Source organism: Streptomyces sp. NPDC005784 (genome assembly GCF_042871525.1).
In the GTDB taxonomy this organism is placed as follows: domain Bacteria; phylum Actinomycetota; class Actinomycetes; order Streptomycetales; family Streptomycetaceae; genus Streptomyces.
Window position 1 is genome coordinate 215381 of sequence record NZ_JBIAIQ010000012.1, and the last position, 19752, is coordinate 235132.

Genomic DNA, 19752 nt, shown 5'->3' on the forward strand with positions numbered 1-19752 from the left:
GTTCGGCTCCCTAGTGGGCCACCGCGGCCGCGCCGTGCTCGTCGACGAGCGCGCCGGTGGTGAAACGGTCGAGCGAGAAGGGGGCGTTGAGGTGGTGAGGGGTGTCGTGGGCGATGGTGTGGGCGTAGACCCAGCCGACGCCAGGGGTGGCCTTGAATCCGCCGGTGCCCCAGCCGCAGTTCAGGTAGAGGTTGTCGACCGGGGTGAGTCCGACGATGGGTGAGGCGTCTGGGCTGACGTCGACGATGCCGCCCCAGGTGCGCAGCACATGGGCGCGGGCGAAGACCGGGAAGAGTTCCAGCGCGGCGGACATCTGCTCTTCGATGATGTGGAAGGCGCCGCGCTGGGTGTAGGAGTTGTACGAGTCGATGCCCGCGCCCATCACCAGCTCGCCCTTGTGGGCCTGGCTGACGTACACATGGACCGCGTTGGACATGACGACCGTCGGGTGCACCGGTTCGAGGAGCTCGGAGACGAGCGCCTGCAACGGGTGGCTCTGCAGCGGCAGTTCGATGCCGGCCATGGCGGCGAGCACCGAGGTGTGGCCGGCCGAGCAGAGCGCCACCTTCCCCGCCGCGATCGGGCCGAGCGTCGTCTGCACTCCTACGACCCGGCCGCCGACGATGTCGAGGCCCGTGACCTCGCAATTCTGGATGATGTCGATGCCGGCCGCATCGGCGGAGCGGGCCAGGCCCCAGGCGACGTGGTCGTGTTTGGCGATGCCGGCGCGCGGCTGGTAGGTGCCGCCCATGACCGGATAGCGCACGTCGGGCGAGATGTTGACGATCGGGCAGACGTCCTTGACCTGCCGCTCGTCGAGCCATTCGGCATCCACGCCGTTGAGCCGGTTCGCCTCGACGCGGCGCACGCTGTCGCGGACGTCCTGGAGGCTGTGGGCGAGGTTGAGCACACCGCGCTGGGAGAAGAGGATCGGGTAGTCGAGCTCCTCCTCCAGTCCCTCCCACAGCTTGAGCGCGTGCTCGTAGATCCCGGCGCTCTCGTCCCACAGGTAGTTGGAACGGATGATCGTGGTGTTGCGGGCCATGTTGCCGCCCGCCAGCCAGCCCTTCTCCAGCACGGCGACGTTGGTGATGCCGTGGTTCTTCGCCAGATAGTGGGCGGTGGCGAGGCCGTGTCCGCCGCCGCCGACGATCACCACGTCGTACGACCGCTTGGGCTCCGGCGTGCGCCACAGCCAGTCGGGGTGCTCGGGGAGCTCGGCGCCGGGGGTGCGGGGGCTCATCGGACTTCTCCGGCTGCTTCTGCTTCTGCTTCTGCTTCTGCTTCTGCTTCTGCTTCTGAAAGGTGCGGGTAGAGCGGGTGCTTGGCGGCCAGCGCCTCGCTGCGGGCGCGCAGGGCGGCGATGTCGGGCTCGGGCTGGAGGGCCAGGGCGATCACATCGGAGACCTCTTCGAAGTCGTCGTCCGTGAAGCCTCGGGTGGCCAGCGCCGGGGTGCCGATACGCAGTCCCGAGGTGACCATGGGCGGGCGCGGGTCGAAGGGCACGGCGTTGCGGTTGACGGTGATGCCGATCTCGTGGAGCAGGTCTTCGGCCTGCCTGCCGTCGAGCTGGGAGTCCCGCAGGTCGACCAGGACGAGGTGGACGTCCGTGCCGCCGGTGAGGACCTTCACCCCGGCGGCCGCCGCGTCGGCCCGGGTGAGGCGTTCGGCGAGGATGCGGGAGCCGGCGAGCGTACGGGCCTGGCGCTCGGCGAACTCGGGTGACGCGGCGACCTTGAAGGACACCGCCTTCGCGGCGATGACGTGCTCCAGAGGGCCGCCCTGCATACCGGGGAACACCGCCGAGTTGATCTTCTTCGCGAGGTCGGCCTCATTGGTGAGGATGACGCCGCCGCGGGGACCGCCGAGCGTCTTGTGCGTCGTCGTGGTGGTGACGTGGGCGTGCGGTACGGGGTTGGGGTGCAGCCCGGCGGCGACGAGACCGGCGAAGTGCGCCATGTCGACCATGAGGAGGGCGCCCACCTCGTCGGCGATCCGCCGGAAGGCCGCGAAGTCCAGCTGCCGCGGGTACGCCGACCAGCCCGCGATGATCATCTTGGGGCGGTGTTCCTTGGCGAGGCGTTCCACCTCGTCCATGTCGACGAGGTTGTCCGCCTCGGCGACGTGGTACGGCACGACGTTGAGCATCTTGCCGCTGTAGTTGATGCGCATGCCGTGCGTGAGGTGCCCGCCGTGCGCGAGATCGAGGCCGAGGATGGTGTCGCCGGGCTGCAGCAGGGCGAAGAAGACGGCGGTGTTCGCCTGTGCGCCCGAGTGCGGCTGGACGTTGGCGAACCCGGCACCGAAGAGGGACTTGATCCGCTCGATGGCGAGGCGCTCGGTGACGTCGACGTGTTCGCAGCCGCCGTAGTAGCGGCGGCCGGGATAGCCCTCGGCGTACTTGTTGGTGAGGACCGAGCCCTGGGCCTCCAGCACGGCGGAGGGCGCGAAGTTCTCGGAGGCGATCATTTCGAGGGTCGACTGCTGGCGGTGCAGCTCGGCGCGGAGTGCGGCGTGGACCTCGGGGTCCAGTTCCGCCAGGGGGGTGTTCAGCGCGTTCATACGGCGTTCGCGTTCCTCTCGGCGGCCTCGACGACATTGGCGAGCAGCATCGCCCGCGTCATGGGTCCTACGCCCCCGGGCATCGGCGCGAGCCATCCGGCGACCTGGGCGGCGTCCGGGTGCACATCGCCGACCAGCCCGTGGTCGGTGCGGGTGATGCCGACGTCCAGGACCGTGCCGAGCCCGGGCGGGCGACCGTCGGTGGCCGTCGACTTGGTCACGCGTTCGGCGAGTTCGCGGCGGATCGCGACGGCGGTCGCCTTGCCGTCGAGCAGCTGTGCGGTCACTGGCGGTACTCCTTCCCTCGAAGCCGACGATGTCGTGCTAGCCACGGAGGCGGGACATGGTCGGGTCGAACAGGGGTTCCTCGGCGACGACCGCCTCGACGCGCTGGTCGAAGTAGCCGATGTGCACGGTGTTGCCGGGGATGGCGAGTTCCGCCGGGAGCCACGCGTAGGCGATGCCCTTGCCGATCGTGTAGCCGTAGGCGGCGCTGGTGACATGGCCGACGGTGCGGTCGCCGTCGTACACCGGCTCCTTGCCCAGGACGACGGCCCCCGGGTCGTCGATGGTGAGGCAGGTGAGCTTGCGCCGCACGTCGGCCTTGCGCCGCTCCAGCGCGGCCTTGCCGATGAAGTCGTCCTTGTCGAGCTTGACGGCGAAGCCGACCCCGGCCTCGTAGGGGTCGTGTTCGTAGGTCATGTCGGTGCCGAAGGAGCGGTAGCCCTTCTCCAGGCGCAGGCTGTTGAAGGCGCCGCGGCCGGCGATGACGCCGCCGAGCGGCTCGGCCGCCTGCCACAGGGTGTCCCAGAGTTTCTGACCCTGGTCGGCGGTGGTGTAGAGCTCCCAGCCGAGCTCACCGACGTACGACAACCGCATGGCGGTGACGGGCACCGAGCCGATGTAGGCGCGCTTGGCGCGGAAGTACTTCAGGCCGTCGTTCGAGAAGTCCGCGTCGGTGAGGGGCCCAAGGACCCTGCGGGCGAGCGGTCCCCACAGGCCGATGCAGCAGGTGCCCGGGGTGATGTCACGGACCTGGACCGTGCCGTCGGCGGGGAGGTGGCGGGTGAACCAGTCGAGGTCCAGGTTGCCGTTGGCGCCCACCTGGAAGAGGTCGCGGGCCAGGCGGGCGACGGTGATGTCGCTGCGGATGCCGCCGTCGTGGTCGAGGAGCAGGGTGTACGTCACCGAGCCGACCGACTTGGCGACCTTGCCGGTGCACAGGCGCTCCAGGAAGTCGGCGGCACCGGGGCCGCTGACCTCCAGGCGCTTGAGGGCCGTCATGTCGTACATCGCGACGGTCTCACGGGTGGCCTGTGCCTCGGCGCCGACGATGGGCGACCAGTAGCGCGCGGCCCAGTCGTTGGGCGTGGGGATGGAACGGCCCTCGACCAGGCCCGCGTTGGCCTCGTACCACTGGGGGCGCTCCCAGCCGTTCGCCTCCAGGAAGAAGGCGCCCAGTTCCTGCTGGCGGACGTAGAAGGGGCTCGTGCGGATCGGGCGCGGGTCCCCCGACGGCTGGAGGGGGTGCAGGATGTCGTAGACCTCGACGAAGTTCTGGCAGTCGCGGGCCAGGACGTACTCCGGGGCGAGCTGGTGCGGCTCGAAGCGGTTGACGTCGCACTCGTGCAGGTCGAAGGACGAGCAGTAGCCGTCGACCAGCCATTCGGCCATGGCCCGGCCGACGCCGGCGGAGTGGGTGACCCAGACGGCCTCGGCGACCCAGAAGCCCTTGACGTCCGGGGATTCACCGAGGAGCGGCTGGCCGTCGGTGGTGAAGGAGAACAGGCCGTTGATGCCCTCCTCGACCTTGGCCTCCCGCGTCGCGGGGAGCAGGGACTGGGTCTCGGTCCAGGCGTCCTCGAAGTCGTCCTCGGTGAACTTCAGGACCGACGGCATCTCGTCGGCCTCGTCCACGGACAGGATGTCGTCGACGGAGACCGGCATCGGACGGTGGCCGTAGTAGCCGATGCCCAGGGTGTCGAAGCGGTCGCGGTAGTAGAGATCGGCGTCCTGGTGGCGCAGGATCGGGCGCACCGCCTCCTCGGTCTGGCCCGCCAGCGCCGGTACCGGCCCGGTCCAGGCCAGTTGGTGGCCGAGGGGGGTGAGCGGGAGGTTCATGCCGACCATACGGGCGATCTTCGGGCCCCAGATGCCGGCGCAGCACACGACGATGTCGGCGGGGATCTCGCCCTGGTCGGTGAGGACGCCGATGACGCGGCCCTCGCTCTGCCGCACGTCGAGGACTTCGTGGCGGGCGAGGAAGCGCACACCGCGCTCGGTGGCCCGGCGGATCTGCGCCTCGACGGCGAGGACGGCCTTCGCGAGGCCGTCGGTCGGTACCAGGAGGCCGCCGAGGACCTTGTCCGGGTTCACGAGCGGGTGCTGCTCGACGCACTCTTCGGGGCTCAGCAGCCGGGCCTCGATGCCCCAGGCGGAGATCCAGCCGTGGCGGCGGTGCAGCTCCGCGACGCGCTCGGGGGTGGTCGCCACTTCGAGGCCGCCGACCTGCAGGAAGCAGGGCCGGCCGTCGACGTCGAGGGAACAGAACTTCTCGACCGTGTAGCGGGCCAACTCGGTCATGGTCTTGGAGGAGTTCGTCTGGAAGACCAGGCCCGGGGCGTGCGACGACGATCCCCCGGTGGCAGGGAGCGGGCCCTGGTCGACCACGGTCACTTCGGTCCAGCCTCGCGCGGAAATCTCGTCGGCCAGCGCCGCTCCCACGACGCCCGCTCCGATGATGACCACTCGGGGTCCCGCCATCGCCGCACCTCCGACTTGAAAGCAATCAAGTTGCTGTCTGCGCAACATGCTTCAGGTTGCGCAACTCAATGTGCCTGTCACGAGGAGTGGGTGTCAAGGGGTCCGTGACGTCGGAAAACAGCCCGAAACGCGACGAGGCCCGGCAGGCTGCCAGCGCAGCCTGCCGGGCCCGTCCGGGGGGTTTCCGGGTCGCTCGTGCGTCGACGGTCCAGCTCCGGAGGGGTGCCGGAGACGGAGCCGCGTCGCGCCCTACTTGATCCAGGCGTCGACCTTGTCGCGGTTGGCGTCGACCCACTTCTTCGCCGCGGCGTCGTCGGACATCTTGTTCTGGGCTATGTACTTGGCCACGGTGTTCTGGTCGTCGTTCGTCCAGTTGAAGTTCTTCACCAGGTTGTAGGCGGGGCTGCCCGACGTGGAGAACTTGGCGCTGACGATCTTGTCCAGGTCGTACACGGGATAGTCACAGGCGACCTTGGCCGCGACGGCGTCGCAGCCCGTCGTGTACTTCGGCAGGTTCACCTTGACCAGCGGCACCTCGGACAGGAACCACTGCGGCTCGTAGAAGTAGCCGATCACCCACTGCTTGTTCTTCTCGGCGGTCCGGAAGGCCTGGATGAGCGCGGTCTCGCTGCCCGCGTACACCACCTTGTAGTCCAGCTTCAGGTTCGTCACCAGCGCCGCGTCGTTGGTGACGTACGACGGGTCGCCGTCCAGGAGCTGGCCCTTGCCGCCCGACTCCGAGGTCTTGAACTTGGACGCGTACTTGTTGAGGTTCTTCCAGTCGGTGATGTCCGGGTGCGCCTTGGCCAGCCACGGCGGCACGTACCAGCCGATGATGCCTTTGTTGCCGGTCTGGCCCGCCTCGACGGCGGTCTTCTGCCCGGAGATGTACTTCTTCTTCAGGTCGTCGTGGCCCCAGTTCTCCAGGACCGCGTCGACCTCGCCCGTGCCGAAGCCCTGCCAGGCGATCTGCTCCTTCAGGTCCTTCTTGTTGACCGTACAGCCGAGGTCGTGCTGCGCGACGTACGCGACGACCGCCGCGTCCGCCTCGTAGCCCACCCACGGGTTGACCGCGAGGTTGAAGGTGCCGCACTTGCCCGAGCTCTTGGAGTCGGAGGAGGCGTTGTCGCCGACCTTCGCTCCGCCGCACGCGGTGAGAGTGAGACCGAGGACGGCCAGGCCGGCCGCGCCGGTTCGCCAGTGTCTTGCCATGGTGTCGTGCTCCTTAAGCGCTGGTACGGCGCGCCGCTGCCTGAGTGATCCGGTCGAACATGACTCCGAGCAGTACGATGGCGAGCCCCGCCGCCAGCCCCTTGCCGTACAGCTCTCCCTGCGAGAATCCGGCCACGACGTCGTAGCCGAGGGCGCCGGCTCCCACCAGGCCGCCCACAACAACCATCGACAGCACATAGATCAGGCCCTGGTTGGTCGCGAGAGTCAGGGCGCTGCGTGCCATCGGCAGTTGAACTTTGGTGATGATCTGCCAGGTGTTGCACCCGGCAGCGGTGGCCGCCTCGACGGTGGTCTCGGGCACGGCCCGCACTCCGTCGGCGGTGATCTTGATGGCGACCGGCGCGGCATAGACGACGGCGGCGACGATCGCGGTGAAGCGCGTCGCGCCGAACAGCGCGAGGAACGGCACCAGATAGACGAACGGCGGCATGACCTGCGCCGCGTCCAGGGTGGGCCGCAGCAGCCGGTCCACCAGCATGCTGCGCCCCATCCACACTCCGAAGGCGATGCCGAACACCATCACCAGCACGGTCGCCACGAGCGTCGACGCCAGCGTCGTCATGCTGTCCGACCACACGCCCGTGCCGACAAGGAGGCCCACGCACACAGCGGTCGTGACCCCGGCCCACCAGCCGCCGAGCACCACGCCGATCCCGATCAGCGCCGCGCCCACGAGCCACCACGGGGAGTCGGTGAGCAGCGACTGGAAGGGGTTCAGCAGTCCGTTGGTGATGGCGTCGCGGAATCCGTTCGTGATGCCCGACAGGTTGTCCTGCGCCCACGTCGTCACGCTGTCCGCCGCGCTCGCGATATGGCTGCCGGTGCTGCCCTGGCCGGGGAACTGCGCCGCCCACAGGTATGTGTGCGACAGGTACACCAGCACCAGCACGACCACCCCGCCCGCCGCGAGCAGCGGCCGGCGCCACTTGAGGAAGCGGCCGCCCGAGTTCCGGGCCTGCTCCGCACGTGTGCTCGACGCGGTCGTGACCCGGTCGAGGACGATGGCCATGATCACGATGGCCAGGCCCGCATTGAAGGCCGTACCGACGTCGAGCGACTGCAGGGCCTGGACGACGGTCTTGCCGAGGCCGGGTGCGTCGATCAGGGCCGCGATGGTCACCATGGCCAGGGCGGCCATGATGGTCTGGTTCACGCCCATCACCACGGTCCGCTTGGACATCGGCAGCAGCACCTTCAGCAGCGACTGCCACCGGGTCGAGCCCAGCGAGTCGGCCGCCTCGACGGTGGTCTCCGGTACGGAACGGATGCCGTGCGCGGTGATACGGATCGCCGGCGGGGCCGCGTAGATCACCGTGGCGATCACGGCGGAGGCCGGGCCGATGAGGAAGATCAGGGTCAGTGGGGCCAGGTAGACGAAGGTCGGCATCGTCTGCATGAAGTCCAGGAAGGGCGTGATGATCCGGTTGAACCGGTCGGACAGCCCCGCCCACACACCCAGCGGAATCGCGAACACCAGCGCCACGAGAACCGCGGAGAGGGTGAGCGCCAGGGTGTCCATGCTCTGCTGCCACAGGCCCTGCAGCCCGAAGAAGGTGAAGCCGGCCATGGCCAGGAGCGCGACCCGCCAGTTGCCCACGGCCCAGGAGACGAAGCCCGTGATGCCGACGACACCGAGCCAGCCGATCTGCGGCACCGGGCGGTCGCCGCTCGACTGCGAGATCAGGTCCTGGACGAAGGTCACCAGGTTGTCGATGACCAGGCGGATCTCGTTGAAGAAATAGAGGAAGAGCGGGTTGGAGTTGCGGTTGGCGCCGACCGAATCGCTGAGGTCGTTGAACCAGTGGTGCAGACCGGTGAGGTCTGCCGCCGCCAGCGTCAGGGTCTGCTTTCCGCGCAGCACGGCGAAGAGCACCAGCCAGACGACCAGGATCGCGGCCACCATCATCGAGCGGCTGACCTTGCGCACGCCCGCGACCGCCGGAGCGGCCTCCGCCACCTGCTCGGTTTTCTCCGGTTTCTCTATGGCGACGGTCATCACATGTCGCCTTCCTGCCCGGCGACCACCGCGAGGATCTCCTCGTCACCGACGATGCCGAGCAGCTTGCCGTTCTCCACGACCTTGACCGGCTTGTCCGCCGCCAGTACGGCCCGGGTGGCTTCCCGCACCACGACGTCCGGCCCCAGCTCGGGACCGTCCAGGGCGTCGCCGTCCACCACCGGACGCATGATCCACCGCAGAGTCAGTACGTCGCCGCGCGGCACGTCCTTGACGAACTCGCGTACGTAGTCGTCGGCCGGGGCGCCCACCAACTCGTCGCCGGTACCGCACTGGACCATCTTGCCGTCACGCATGATGAGGATGCGGTCGCCCAGCTTGAGCGCCTCGGAGAGGTCGTGGGTGATGAACACCATCGTCTTGCCGACCTCGTGGTGCAGACGGATGACCTCGTTCTGCATGTCACGGCGGATCAGCGGGTCGAGCGCCGAGAACGGTTCGTCGAAGAGCAGCACGTCCGGATCACCGGCCAGCGCCCGGGCGAGACCCACGCGCTGCTGCATACCGCCGGAGAGCTGGTCGGGGTAGGAGTTCTCGTAGCCGGAGAGGCCGACCAGTTCGACGACCTCCAGCGCCCGCTTGGTGCGCTCGGCCTTGCTCATGCCGCGGATCTCCAGACCGAAGGACACGTTGTCGACGACCCGGCGGTGGGGCAGCAGCCCGAAGTGCTGGAAGACCATGGAGAACTTGCGGCGCCGCAGTTCACGCAGACGCTTGTCGTCCGCGTCGCGGATGTCCTCGCCCTCGAAGACGATCTCCCCGGCGGTGGGTTCGATCAGCCGGGTCAGACATCGCACCAGGGTGGACTTGCCGGAGCCGGACAGACCCATGACGACGAAGACCTCGCCGGGCGAGACCTCGAAGTTCACGTCGCGCACGGCGGCGGTGCATCCGGTGCGGTCCATCAGCTCGCGGCGGGTGAGCCCGCACAGCTCCTCGGAGTCCGGTACCTGGTCTGCCTTCGGCCCGAACACCTTCCACAGCTTGCGCACGGATATGACCGGGGCGGGGGCCGAGTCCTGTGGCGTGCCGCGCCGCTGCGGCACCTCGGTCTGTGCTGGGGTCACGATCGACCTCTTTTCGGCGTTCAGCCGCGGAACCAGTGCTGCGGCCGGGGTTGGATGTTCTGCCAGATGTGCTTGGGCTCTCGGTACTCGTCCAGGCCGGTCGGTCCCAGCTCCCGGCCCACGCCCGAGTGCCCGAAGCCACCCCATTCCGCTTGCGGCACGTAGGGGTGGTAGTCGTTGATCCACACCGTGCCGTGGCGCAGCCGCCGGGCGACCCGCTGGGCCTTTCCGGCGTCCTGCGTCCAGACGGCGCCGGCGAGTCCGTACTCGGTGTCGTTGGCGATGCGTACGGCGTCGTCCTCGCCGTGGAAGCGCTCCACGGTGAGCACGGGGCCGAAGGACTCCTCGTGCACGACACGCATGTCCTGCCGGCACTCGTCGAGCACGGTGGGCGGATAGTAGTGGCCGTTCGCCAGTGCGGGGTCGCCGGGGCGTTCGCCGCCGCAGCGCAGTACGGCGCCTTCGGCGAGGCCCGCCGCGACATACGCCTCGACCTTCTCCCGGTGATGCGCGGAGATCAGGGCCCCGGTCTCGGCCTCGGGGTCGAACGGTCCGCCGAGGCGGATCTGCCGGGCGCGGCGGACGACCTCGTCGACGAAGGCGTCGTGGAGGGAGTCCTCGACGATCAGACGGGCGCCTGCCGAGCAGACCTGGCCCGAGTGCAGGAAGACGGCCGTGAGGGCGAAGTCCACGGCCGTCTCGAAATCGGCGTCGGCGAAGATGACGTTGGGGTTCTTGCCGCCGAGCTCCAGCGCCACCTTTTTCACGGTCGAGGCGGCGGTGGCCATGATGCGCTTGCCGGTCTCCAGGCCTCCCGTGAAGGAGACCATGTCGACAGCCGGTTCCTCGGAGAGCGGTGCGCCCACCTCGGGGCCCGTGCCCAGGACGAGATTGGCGGCGCCGGCCGGGAGCCCGGCCTCCTCAAGGGCCCGCATCAGCAGGATCGAGGTGGAGGGGGTGAGCTCGCTGGGCTTGAGGACGATCGTGTTGCCCGCGAGCAGGGCGGGCGCGACCTTCCACGACGCCTGGAGCAGCGGGTAGTTCCAAGGGGTGATGAGCCCGCACACGCCGACCGGTTCGTAGACGACGCGGCTGACGGCGTCGTCGCGGCCGGTGTCGATCACCCGGCCGGCATCGGTGCCCCCGATCCCGCCGTAGTAGCGGAAGCAGGAGACGACGTCGGCGATGTCGTACTCGCTCTCCACCAGCCGCTTGCCGGTGTCCAGCGATTCGGCGCGGGCGAATTCCTTGGCGTCGCGCTCGATGAGGTCGGCGGTGCGCAGCAGCAGCGCACCGCGCTCCCGCTCGGGGGTGCGCGGCCAGGGTCCTTCGTCGAAGGCCCGGCGGGCCGCGGCGATCGCGGCCTCGGTGTCGGGACGCGTCCCCTCGGACACGGTCGCCGCGAGCGTGCCGTCAGCGGGACAGCGGATTTCCCGGTGACCTCCGGCCACCGCGTCGCGCCATTCTCCGTCCACATACAGGTCTGCCACGTGTGGAGCCCTTCGAGCGAATTCCGTTGCGCATCGTGCACCGTATTGCTTGTGGTGGAACACCCTGGCGAATGTGCGGACATACGTCAAGGGGTTGGCAGATGACGATTTCGCCATGCGGGCAGTTGCGCGGCCGCTCTTGACCACAAGCCGCGCCAAGGCCAACCATGTTGCGTATCGCTCACCATGTTGTGCAATACGCACCGACGGAGGTTGCACATGTCCCCTAGACCGCATCCTGGCCGTGAGTACGTCCTCACCCTCTCGTGTCCGGACAGCGCCGGACTGGTCCACGCCGTGAGCGGCTTTCTCGTCAGGAACTCCGGCAACATCCTGGAGAGCCAGCAGTTCGATGATCGACTCCAGGACCGTTTCTTCATGAGGGTCCACTTCGACGTTTCCGATCCAAACGCCGATTTGAAAAATCTGCGTTACCGATTCGGTCCGGTCGCCGAGGCCTACCGGATTTCCTGGACCCTCTGGGACGCCTCGACACCGACCCGGACGCTCATCATGGTGTCCAAGTTCGGACACTGCCTCAACGATCTGCTCTTCCGGCAGCGCACCGGCGCTCTCAACATCGAGATCCCCGCGATCGTCTCCAATCACCGGGACTTCGAGGGACTGGCGGAGACCTACGGCGTCCCCTTCCACCACATCCCGGTGACCAAGGACACCAAGGCCGACGCCGAGGCGCGCCTGCTGGAACTCGTGCGCGAGCTGGACATCGACCTGGTGGTGCTGGCCCGCTACATGCAGGTCCTCTCCGACGACCTGTGCAAACAGCTGGAGGGCCGCGCCATCAACATCCACCACTCCTTCCTCCCCAGCTTCAAGGGCGCGCGCCCCTACCAGCAGGCGTACGCGCGCGGGGTGAAGCTTGTCGGCGCGACGGCGCACTATGTGACACCGGACCTGGACGAGGGACAGATCATCGATCAGGACGTGGTCCGGGTGGACCACTCCCTCGATCCGGACGAGCTGGTCACGGTCGGGCGGGATGTGGAGGCGCAGGTGCTCGCACACGCGGTGAAGTGGCACAGCGAAAGCCGCGTCATGGTGCACGGCAACCGCACGATTGTCTTCCGCTGAGCCGAGCACGAGCGATGGGCGGGCCGGAATCCGGCCCGCCCATCGCTGTATACGGCCTCGGACGCCGGCTCTTGGGGCGCAGGCCGACACAAACAGCCCGTCCGGCGTTTGAGGACGAGGCGTTGAGGCGACAGGGAGGTCTGGGGGCGCAGCCCCCGGCGAGGCCCGCTGCGCCCCGGGCACCAGTGGCCTAGCCTCCCAACCGGTCAAGCACAGCGCAGCGCCACCGCTCGGTCTCGGCGATCTGGTTGAAGGTGAAGAGGTGCAGGCCGGCGACCCCCGCCGAGGGGGAAGAGAGCGCGCCCGCGGAACGGGCGAGCAGCCGCTCCGGCGAGTAACCGCCGGGTGTCGCGAAGCGCAGGAACCACGAGGCGTGCCTGGTCAGAAAGCGCGTCGACTCCCCCACCCCGATCTTCGCCGCCATGGACAGCAGCTTCGCCCGCTGCACCGGCCCCGCGACGCCCACGTGGACGGGCAGGGTGATGTCGCGGCGGCGTATCCGGCCGACCCAGTCACCCAGCACGCGCGGGTCGAAGCAGAGGTTGCTCACGATGTACGTGGCGTACGCGCGCTTGTCCCACATCGCCTGGATGGTGAGGTCGTCGTGGATGAGCGGGTGGCTCTCGGGGTAACCGGTGATGCCGACATGAGCGAAGGGGCTGCCCAGCTCGCTCAGTCTGCGCAGCACCGGTAGTGCCCCGTCGTAGGCCCCGGCCGGCGGATCGGCGTCGCCGGCCGGGACGAAGACGTCGTCGACGCCCGCCTCCCGGAGCCGGTCGACGACATCCTTCAGGTGCGCGTCGTCCCGCAGCAGCCGCGCGGGCACGTGCGGGACGACGCCATAGCCGTGCGCCGTGAGCCGGGTGGCGAGGTCGAGCGTCGGTTCCAGGCCCTTGACCGGCGACGCCGTCACGGTGACGACGACGTCGCGCGGGACATGGGCGAGGACCTTGCCCTCGGTCGCCTTCGCGGGCAGCACCTCGTAGCGGACGCTGTGCAGCAGCGCCCGGAAGTGTTCGCCGTCCAAGGTCTAACCGGCCTGCTTCTGGGCGTCGCGGTACCGGTAGTACGCGGCCTTGGAAGGGGCCGACGGGTCCTTGTCCAGGATGAGGTCGGCCGCCTTCTCCGCGATCATCATCACCGGCGCGTAGATGTTGCCGTTGGTGACATAGGGCATCACCGACGCGTCGACGACGCGCAGTCCCTCCACACCGTGCACGCGCATGCTGGTGGGGTCGACGACGGACATCTCGTCGGTGCCCATCTTGCAGGTGCACGAGGGGTGCAGGGCGGTCTCACCCTCCTTCGCGACCCAGGCGAGGATCTCCTCATCGCTCTCCACGGACGGGCCCGGTGAGATCTCCCCGTCGTTGTACGGGGCCAGCGCGGGCTGGTTGAGGAGCTTGCGGGCGACGCGGATCGACTCGACCCACTCGCGGCGGTCCTGTTCCGTGGACAGGTAGTTGAAGCGCAGCGCCGGGTGCTCGTTCGGGTCCTTGCTCTTGATCTTCACCGAGCCGATGGCGTCGGAATACATGGGACCGACGTGCACCTGGTAGCCGTGCCCGCCGGCGGGCGAGGAGCCGTCGTAGCGGACCGCGATCGGCAGGAAGTGGAACATCAGGTTGGGGTAGTCCACGTCCTCGTTGCTGCGGGCGAAGCCGCCGGCCTCGAAGTGGTTGGTCGAGGCGGGGCCCTTGCGGAAGAGCCACTGCAGGCCGATGAAGGGGGCGCGCCACTTCGCCATGTACGGCTGCATGGAGACGGGCTGCTTGCAGGCGTACTGGATGTACACCTCCAGGTGGTCCTGCATGTTCTCGCCGACGCCCGGGAGGTCGTGGACGACGTCGATGCCGAGCGCGCTCAGTTCCTCGGCGTTGCCGACGCCGGAGAGCTGCAGCAGCTGAGGGGAGTTGATCGCGCCGCCGCAGAGGATGACCTCGCGGGCTCGCACCTGCTGGACCTTGCCGCGCCGCCGGTACTCGACACCGACAGCACGCTTGCCCTCGAAGAGGACACGGGTGACCAGGGCGCGGGTGGTGACGGTGAGGTTGGGCCGCTTCTTCGCGGGCTTGAGGTACGCCTTCGAGGCCGACAGACGGCGTCCCCTGTGGACGTTGCGGTCGAAGGGGGCGAAGCCCTCCTGCTGATAGCCGTTGACATCGTCGGTGCGGGGGTGACCCGCCTCCTGGACGGCCTTGAGGAAGGCGGTGAACAGCGGGTTGGAGGCGGGGCCGCGTTCGAGGACGAGGGGGCCGTCGTGGCCGCGGAACTCGTCGTCGGGGTCGGCCGCGAGACAGTTCTCCATCCGCTTGAAGTACGGCAGACAGTGCGCGTAGTCCCAGGACTCCATGCCGGCATCGGCGGCCCAGCGCTCGTAGTCCATGGGGTTGCCACGCTGGAAGATCATGCCGTTGATGCTGCTGGAACCGCCCAGCACCTTGCCGCGCGCGTGGTAGATGCGCCGGTCGCCCATGTGAGGCTCGGGTTCGGACTCGTACTTCCAGTCGTAGAACCGGCTGCCGATCGGATAGGTCAGCGCCGCGGGCATGTGGATGAAGACATCCCACGGGTAGTCGGGCCGGCCGGCCTCCAGGACCAGCACCTGGTTGCCCGGGTCGGCGGAGAGTCGGTTCGCCAGTGCGCTGCCGGCGGATCCACCGCCGACGATGACGAAGTCGTATTGCAGGGGAGCCATGGTGCCTCGTCTCGCTCGCGCCGTAGATACGCGTGGCATGCTAGTACGAGTATCGCTATACGCACTAGGTTGCGAGCAACGCAACTTGCAAGGTCTACGTTTCGATGCTGTTACTTGCAATGCTGTTGTTTACTGCGCGTATAGTTTCGCTATGAGCAACTACGGTCCAGATACCGAAACGACGGGTTCGCAGTCCGGCGGGGTACAGTCCGTCGACCGCGCCATCAGCGTGCTGGAAATCCTGGCCCAGCGCGGCGAGGCCGGCGTCAGCGAGGTGGCCGCCGAGATCGATGTTCACAAGTCGACCGCGTTCCGGCTGCTCGGCGCCCTGGAGGCGCGCGGTCTGGTGGAGCAGGCGGGCGAGCGCGGCAAATACCGCCTCGGCTTCGGCATCGTACGCCTGGCCGGCGGGGTCACGGGACGCATCGACATCACCCAGCAGGGCCGCCCGGTCTGCGAGCGCCTCGCCGAGGAGATCGGCGAGACCGTCAACATCGCCGTGATGCAGGAGCACTACGCGATCAACCTGTACGAGGTCCGTGGCCCGGGCGCTGTCACCGCGCACAACTGGGTCGGTGAACTGACCCCGTTGCACGCCACCTCCAGCGGCAAGGTCCTGCTGGCCCACATGCCGGCCAAGGACCGCGCCGCGCTGCTGTCGGAGGCCGGACTGAAGAAGGCGACCCCGCACACCCTGACCTCGAAGACGAAGCTCGAGAAGAATCTCGCCGAGGCTCGGGAGCGTGGCTACGCCTGGACCCTGGAGGAGCTGGAGATCGGGCTCCACGCCATGGCCGCGCCGGTCCGCGACCGGGACGGAGAGGTCATCGCGGCACTCAGCGCCTCCGGCCCCGCATACCGGTTCACCGAGGAGCGCATGCACGAGCTCGCTCCGGTGCTGGTCAAGGGCGCGGAGGAGATCAGCCATCGGATGGGTTACCTGGGCTGAGTCACCCCTGCCGGGTCCCCAGCCGCTCGTGCACCCAGTCGTGGAAGGCACCGATGTGGTGTTCGCTGGGCACCAGCACCCCACCCTTGGCGTACATCCGGGAACTCATCCCGGGCTGCGTGCGCTCGCAGGCCTCGAAGTCCTGGCGGTTGACCCGGTCGAAGAGTTCCACGGACCGGCTGACGTCCTTGCCGCTCTCGACGACGTGCGGGAGGTAGAGCCAGTCGCACTCGACGATCGTGCGGTCGACGGCCACCGGGTACATCCGGTGGAAGATCACGTGGTCAGGGACGAGGTTGATGAAGACCTGCGGCTTGATGGTGATCGCGTAGTAGCGGCGGTCCTGGTCGTCGGACACCCCGGGGATTCGGTCGAGACCCTCGGAGCCGTCCACCGTGAACCCCTGGACCTCCTCACCGAACTCGGCGCCGTGGCCGACGTAGTACTGGGCGGCGTAGCCGTCGGCGAATTCGGGGAGCACCTCGGTGAGTTCGGGATGGATCGTGGCACAGTGGTAGCACTCCATGAAGTTCTCGATGATGAGCTTCCAGTTCGCCTTGACGTCGTAGACGATGCGCTTGCCCACCGAGAGGTTGTCGATGTCGTAGTGCTCGAGCGGCTCCACGTCGCCGAGCCGGGCGACGACCTCGCCCAGGACGTCCTCCTCGAAGGACGGCGGGTTCTCGGCCAGGCAGACCCAGACGTAGCCGAGCCATTCACGGACGGCCACGCTCACCAGGCCGAACTCGGTGCGGCCGACGTCGGGCATCTTCGTGAGGTTGGGCGCCGCGACGAGCTTGCCGTTCAGGTCGTACGTCCAGGCGTGGTACGGGCACTGGAAGGCGCGTTTGACCTCGCCGGCCTCCTCGGTGCAGAGCTTGGCTCCACGGTGGCGGCAGACGTTGAAGAAGGCACGTACGGAGTTGTCCCGTGCGCGCGTGATCAGGATGCTCTCGCGGCCCACCTCGACGGTCCGGAAGGCGCCGGGCCTGGCCAGATCCGAGGAGCGTACGGCGCAGAACCACATCGTTTCGAAGATGCGCTCCTGCTCCTGGGCGAAGGTCCCCGGATCCGTGTAGGAGGAGCCGGGCAGGGTGGCGATCAGGCTGTCCGGCAGGCTGGTCGAGGTCACAGTGCACTCCTCGGAGAACGTCGTGGATCGGTCATTCACGCGCCGGGAAGAGCGACTCCGGACGGCGTTTTGTATGGAGCAACGCTGCGTGCTATACGCAACAGGAGCATGAAATGCCGCATCGATGATGTCAAGATGTCGCGGCGGTGAGCTGCTTGCGCCAACGCATGAAAAGCCGCGGCTGGTTCATCGCGAGCACGGCGACCGGATGCCCGGCACGACGGTAGACGGCCAGAAAACTGCGGTCGCCCGGGACGCCTTCCTCGACCGTCACACTGTCGGCACCGGCCGAATGACCGGCGAACTGGATCTTCACGCCGTACTGGTCCGACCAGAAGTACGGCGGCCGGGGCACACCCGGTTCCACCGCACCCCACGACAGCAGCGCGGCCACGGCCACGTCGGGCCGCTCGCGCGCACCGGTCCAGTGCTCGACGCGGCGGTGGATCCCCGCGTGTGGGTCGTACCAGGAGGCGCAGTCACCGACGGCGACCACACCGGCGAGGCTGGTGCGGCCGTCCGCGCCGCACTTGACGCCGTTGTCGAGCGCGACGCCGGATCCTTCCAGCCACTCGACGCACGGACGCGCGCCGACACCGACGACGACGGTGTCGGCGGGGATACTGCGGCCGTCCTCGAGCAGGACGGCGTCGACCCGGTTCTCCCCGCTCAGCCCCTTGACCCCCACGCCGCACAACAGCCGTACGCCGTGGTCCGCATGGAGGGCGGAGACGATGCCGCCCATGGTCTCGCCGAGCGGTCCGGCGAGCGGCGTCGGCGCCGCCTCGACCACCGTTACGTCGAGTCCGAGAGCGCAGGCGGTGGAGGCGACCTCGGCGCCGATGAACCCGCCGCCGATCACGACCAGCCGCCCGCCCAGGGCCAGTTCGTCCCGCAGGGCGCGGGCGTCGTCGAGGGTGCGCAGTGTGTGCACCCCGGCCATGCCGTCGGTGCCGGGCAGCGTCCGCGCGGCCGCGCCGGTCGCGATGACGAAGCCGTCGGCTCGGACCTCGCGGCCGTCGGCGAGCCGCACGGCGCGATCCGCGCTGTCGAGTCCGGCGGCGCGGGCGCCGAGCAGCCACTCGGCCTGCAGGTCCTCGTCGTCCGACTCCAGCGCGAGATCGGCTTCGCCGATGTCACCGGCCAGGAACTCCTTGGACAGCGGCGGCCTGTCGTACGGGCGGTGCGGTTCGTCGCCGATGATGACCAGCCGCCCGTCGTACCCCCGTTTCCGCAACGAGCGCGCCGCCGACAGACCGGCCAGCGAGGCACCCACCACGGCCACTGTCCTCACGCGGGACCTCCGGCGAGCCGGGACGCAACACAGGGCGGCAGGTTGGGTGCCTCCGTGGACGGCCGGACGTAGATCATGCCGTCCTCGATGAGGACCTCATGGGTGCGGACCGGACGCTTGGCCGGGGGAGCGTCGACGGCTCCGGTCCGGAGGTCGAACTTCGAAGCATGCAGCGGGCATTCCACCTCGCAGCCCTCCAGCCAGCCGTCGGCGAGCGACGCGTCCTGGTGGGTGCAGGTGTCATCGATGGCGAAGACCTCGCCGTCATCGGTGTGGAACACCGAAACCGGCGGATCGATGTCTAGCCGATAGGCCTCGCCTCGCGGCAGATCCACGAGAAGGCACGCGGGAATCATCATGACACCTCGGTGCGTATAGCGAAACGGATTGCGGTAAGCGCAACGTCAGTTTGGGGGCGGTCCCAAACCCTTGTCAAGGCATCCAGAGGACAGGTCGACCCCTCGTTCAATGTTGCTTTTTACGCAACGCTTTGCGCCATAGACAACACACCGTATGAAGGAGCCGGCGTGGCGATCAGCGTCTTCGACCTGTTCAAGGTGGGCATCGGACCGTCGAGCTCCCACACCGTCGGGTCCATGAAGGCCGCCCGCCTCTTCGTCACCGGGCTGCACGAAGACGGCCTGCTCCCCCACACCGCCTCGGTCCGGGCAGAACTCTTCGGATCGCTCGGCGCCACAGGTCACGGCCACGGCAGCGGCAGCGGCAAGGCGGTACTCCTCGGCCTGGAAGGCGAGGATCCGGAAACCGTCGACACCGGCACCGTGGACAAAAGGGTGCACCGGATCCACGAGGCCGACCGGTTGCGGCTGCTGGGCCGCCGGGAGGTGGAGTTCCGCGAGCCCGAGCACCTGGTGCTGCACCGTCGCCGCACGCTGCCGTTCCACCCCAACGGCATGGTGTTCACGGCCCGGGACCACGATGACCGCGAGGTGAGGGCGCGCACGTACTACTCGGTGGGCGGGGGCTTCGTGGTGGACGGGAGCGCGACGGGTGCCGACCGCATCAAGCCCGACCACGCTCCGGTACCGCTCCCCTTCGGCTCGGCATCCGAACTGCTGCTGCGCGCCTACGAGACCAGCCTGCCGATCAGCGGGGTGATGCTCGCCAACGAGCTGTCCCGGCGGGGCGAGAGCGAGGTGCGCGCCGGCCTGCTGCGGATCTGGAGGGTGATGCAGGGGTGCGTGGAGCGCGGCTGTTCACGGACCGAGACCACCCTGCCCGGGCGGCTGCAGGTGCCCCGCAGCTGCCCCGCAGCTGCTGCGCAGCCTCGCCGAGGACTCCCAGGATGTGGATCCGCTGCACATCATGGACTGGGTCAACCTCTTCGCGCTGGCCGTCAACTAGATGATCGATTCCAAGGGATCGGCTGCGCGCGTGGGGCGAGGGCGTCCAACGTCAGTGTGTGAAGACAGAGTTGGACACCCTCGCGACCGC

At 68.5% G+C, this 19752-nt stretch carries 15 protein-coding genes and 1 pseudogene; 3 read left to right on the top strand and 13 right to left on the bottom strand.

Annotation, left to right across the window (positions count from 1 at the left end; translation table 11 throughout):
- Positions 1 to 10 precede the first annotated feature (10 nt).
- From ACFYR3_RS21330 to ACFYR3_RS21365, 8 genes and pseudogenes are all read right to left on the bottom strand, one after another.
- Positions 11 to 1243 carry a sarcosine oxidase subunit beta family protein gene (locus tag ACFYR3_RS21330; RefSeq protein WP_099918837.1) on the bottom strand — a complete coding sequence of 411 codons (1233 nt, stop codon included), beginning with the start codon at positions 1241 to 1243 and terminating at the stop codon, positions 11 to 13.
- On the bottom strand, positions 1240 to 2562 hold the full coding sequence (glyA, locus tag ACFYR3_RS21335; protein WP_389284351.1) for a serine hydroxymethyltransferase: 1323 nt from the start codon (positions 2560 to 2562) through the stop codon (positions 1240 to 1242). Before glyA ends, ACFYR3_RS21330 begins: the two co-directional genes overlap by 4 nt.
- Positions 2559 to 2741, bottom strand: a pseudogene (locus ACFYR3_RS21340) (bifunctional methylenetetrahydrofolate dehydrogenase/methenyltetrahydrofolate cyclohydrolase); the annotation flags it as partial. The pseudogene ACFYR3_RS21340 and the gene glyA, both read right to left, overlap by 4 nt.
- Positions 2742 to 2886: 145 nt before the next feature.
- The gene (locus ACFYR3_RS21345; RefSeq protein ID WP_389284353.1) at positions 2887 to 5325 is read right to left on the bottom strand and encodes an FAD-dependent oxidoreductase; all 2439 of its coding nucleotides are present in this window, start codon (positions 5323 to 5325) and stop codon (positions 2887 to 2889) included.
- 249 nt (positions 5326 to 5574) lie between these two features.
- Complete coding sequence (locus ACFYR3_RS21350; RefSeq protein ID WP_389284355.1) at positions 5575 to 6537, bottom strand: ABC transporter substrate-binding protein; 963 nt, start codon at positions 6535 to 6537, stop codon at positions 5575 to 5577.
- Between the two features lie 13 nt (positions 6538 to 6550).
- The gene (locus ACFYR3_RS21355) at positions 6551 to 8554 is read right to left on the bottom strand and encodes an ABC transporter permease (protein WP_389284357.1); all 2004 of its coding nucleotides are present in this window, start codon (positions 8552 to 8554) and stop codon (positions 6551 to 6553) included.
- A complete protein-coding gene (locus ACFYR3_RS21360; protein ID WP_355840595.1) occupies positions 8554 to 9642 on the bottom strand; it encodes a glycine betaine/L-proline ABC transporter ATP-binding protein in 1089 nt (362 codons plus the stop codon). Before ACFYR3_RS21360 ends, ACFYR3_RS21355 begins: the two co-directional genes overlap by 1 nt.
- A gap of 20 nt (positions 9643 to 9662) precedes the next feature.
- A complete protein-coding gene (locus ACFYR3_RS21365) occupies positions 9663 to 11132 on the bottom strand; it encodes an aldehyde dehydrogenase family protein (protein ID WP_101407794.1) in 1470 nt (489 codons plus the stop codon).
- Between the two features lie 219 nt (positions 11133 to 11351).
- On the opposite strand from ACFYR3_RS21365, the gene purU reads away from it, so the two are divergent.
- Positions 11352 to 12224 carry a formyltetrahydrofolate deformylase gene (purU, locus tag ACFYR3_RS21370; protein WP_355840596.1) on the top strand — a complete coding sequence of 291 codons (873 nt, stop codon included), beginning with the start codon at positions 11352 to 11354 and terminating at the stop codon, positions 12222 to 12224.
- 190 nt (positions 12225 to 12414) lie between these two features.
- On the opposite strand, the gene ACFYR3_RS21375 is transcribed toward purU, so the two are convergent.
- The gene (locus ACFYR3_RS21375; protein WP_355840597.1) at positions 12415 to 13251 is read right to left on the bottom strand and encodes a 5,10-methylenetetrahydrofolate reductase; all 837 of its coding nucleotides are present in this window, start codon (positions 13249 to 13251) and stop codon (positions 12415 to 12417) included.
- A gap of 3 nt (positions 13252 to 13254) precedes the next feature.
- Positions 13255 to 14922: a choline dehydrogenase gene (gene betA / locus ACFYR3_RS21380; protein ID WP_355840598.1), complete on the bottom strand. Its 1668-nt coding sequence runs from the start codon at positions 14920 to 14922 to the stop codon at positions 13255 to 13257.
- Between the two features lie 151 nt (positions 14923 to 15073).
- Here betA and ACFYR3_RS21385 point away from each other — a divergent pair, with 151 nt between their 5' ends.
- On the top strand, positions 15074 to 15871 hold the full coding sequence (locus tag ACFYR3_RS21385) for an IclR family transcriptional regulator (protein WP_355840599.1): 798 nt from the start codon (positions 15074 to 15076) through the stop codon (positions 15869 to 15871).
- Position 15872: 1 nt separating this feature from the next.
- Here ACFYR3_RS21385 and ACFYR3_RS21390 read toward each other — a convergent pair whose 3' ends face one another.
- The 3 genes from ACFYR3_RS21390 to ACFYR3_RS21400 all read right to left on the bottom strand — a co-directional run bounded on the left by ACFYR3_RS21390 (position 15873) and on the right by ACFYR3_RS21400 (position 18656).
- Positions 15873 to 17003 (bottom strand): aromatic ring-hydroxylating dioxygenase subunit alpha, encoded by a 1131-nt coding sequence (locus ACFYR3_RS21390; protein WP_355840600.1) that lies wholly within the window; start codon positions 17001 to 17003, stop codon positions 15873 to 15875.
- Positions 17004 to 17133: 130 nt separating this feature from the next.
- Positions 17134 to 18297: an FAD-dependent oxidoreductase gene (locus tag ACFYR3_RS21395; protein WP_355840601.1), complete on the bottom strand. Its 1164-nt coding sequence runs from the start codon at positions 18295 to 18297 to the stop codon at positions 17134 to 17136.
- On the bottom strand, positions 18294 to 18656 hold the full coding sequence (locus ACFYR3_RS21400; RefSeq protein WP_075025955.1) for a bifunctional 3-phenylpropionate/cinnamic acid dioxygenase ferredoxin subunit: 363 nt from the start codon (positions 18654 to 18656) through the stop codon (positions 18294 to 18296). Before ACFYR3_RS21400 ends, ACFYR3_RS21395 begins: the two co-directional genes overlap by 4 nt.
- A gap of 168 nt (positions 18657 to 18824) precedes the next feature.
- Between ACFYR3_RS21400 and ACFYR3_RS21405 the strand changes: the two genes are divergently transcribed.
- Positions 18825 to 19724 (top strand): serine dehydratase beta chain, encoded by a 900-nt coding sequence (locus ACFYR3_RS21405; protein WP_389284362.1) that lies wholly within the window; start codon positions 18825 to 18827, stop codon positions 19722 to 19724.
- Positions 19725 to 19752 lie beyond the last annotated feature (28 nt).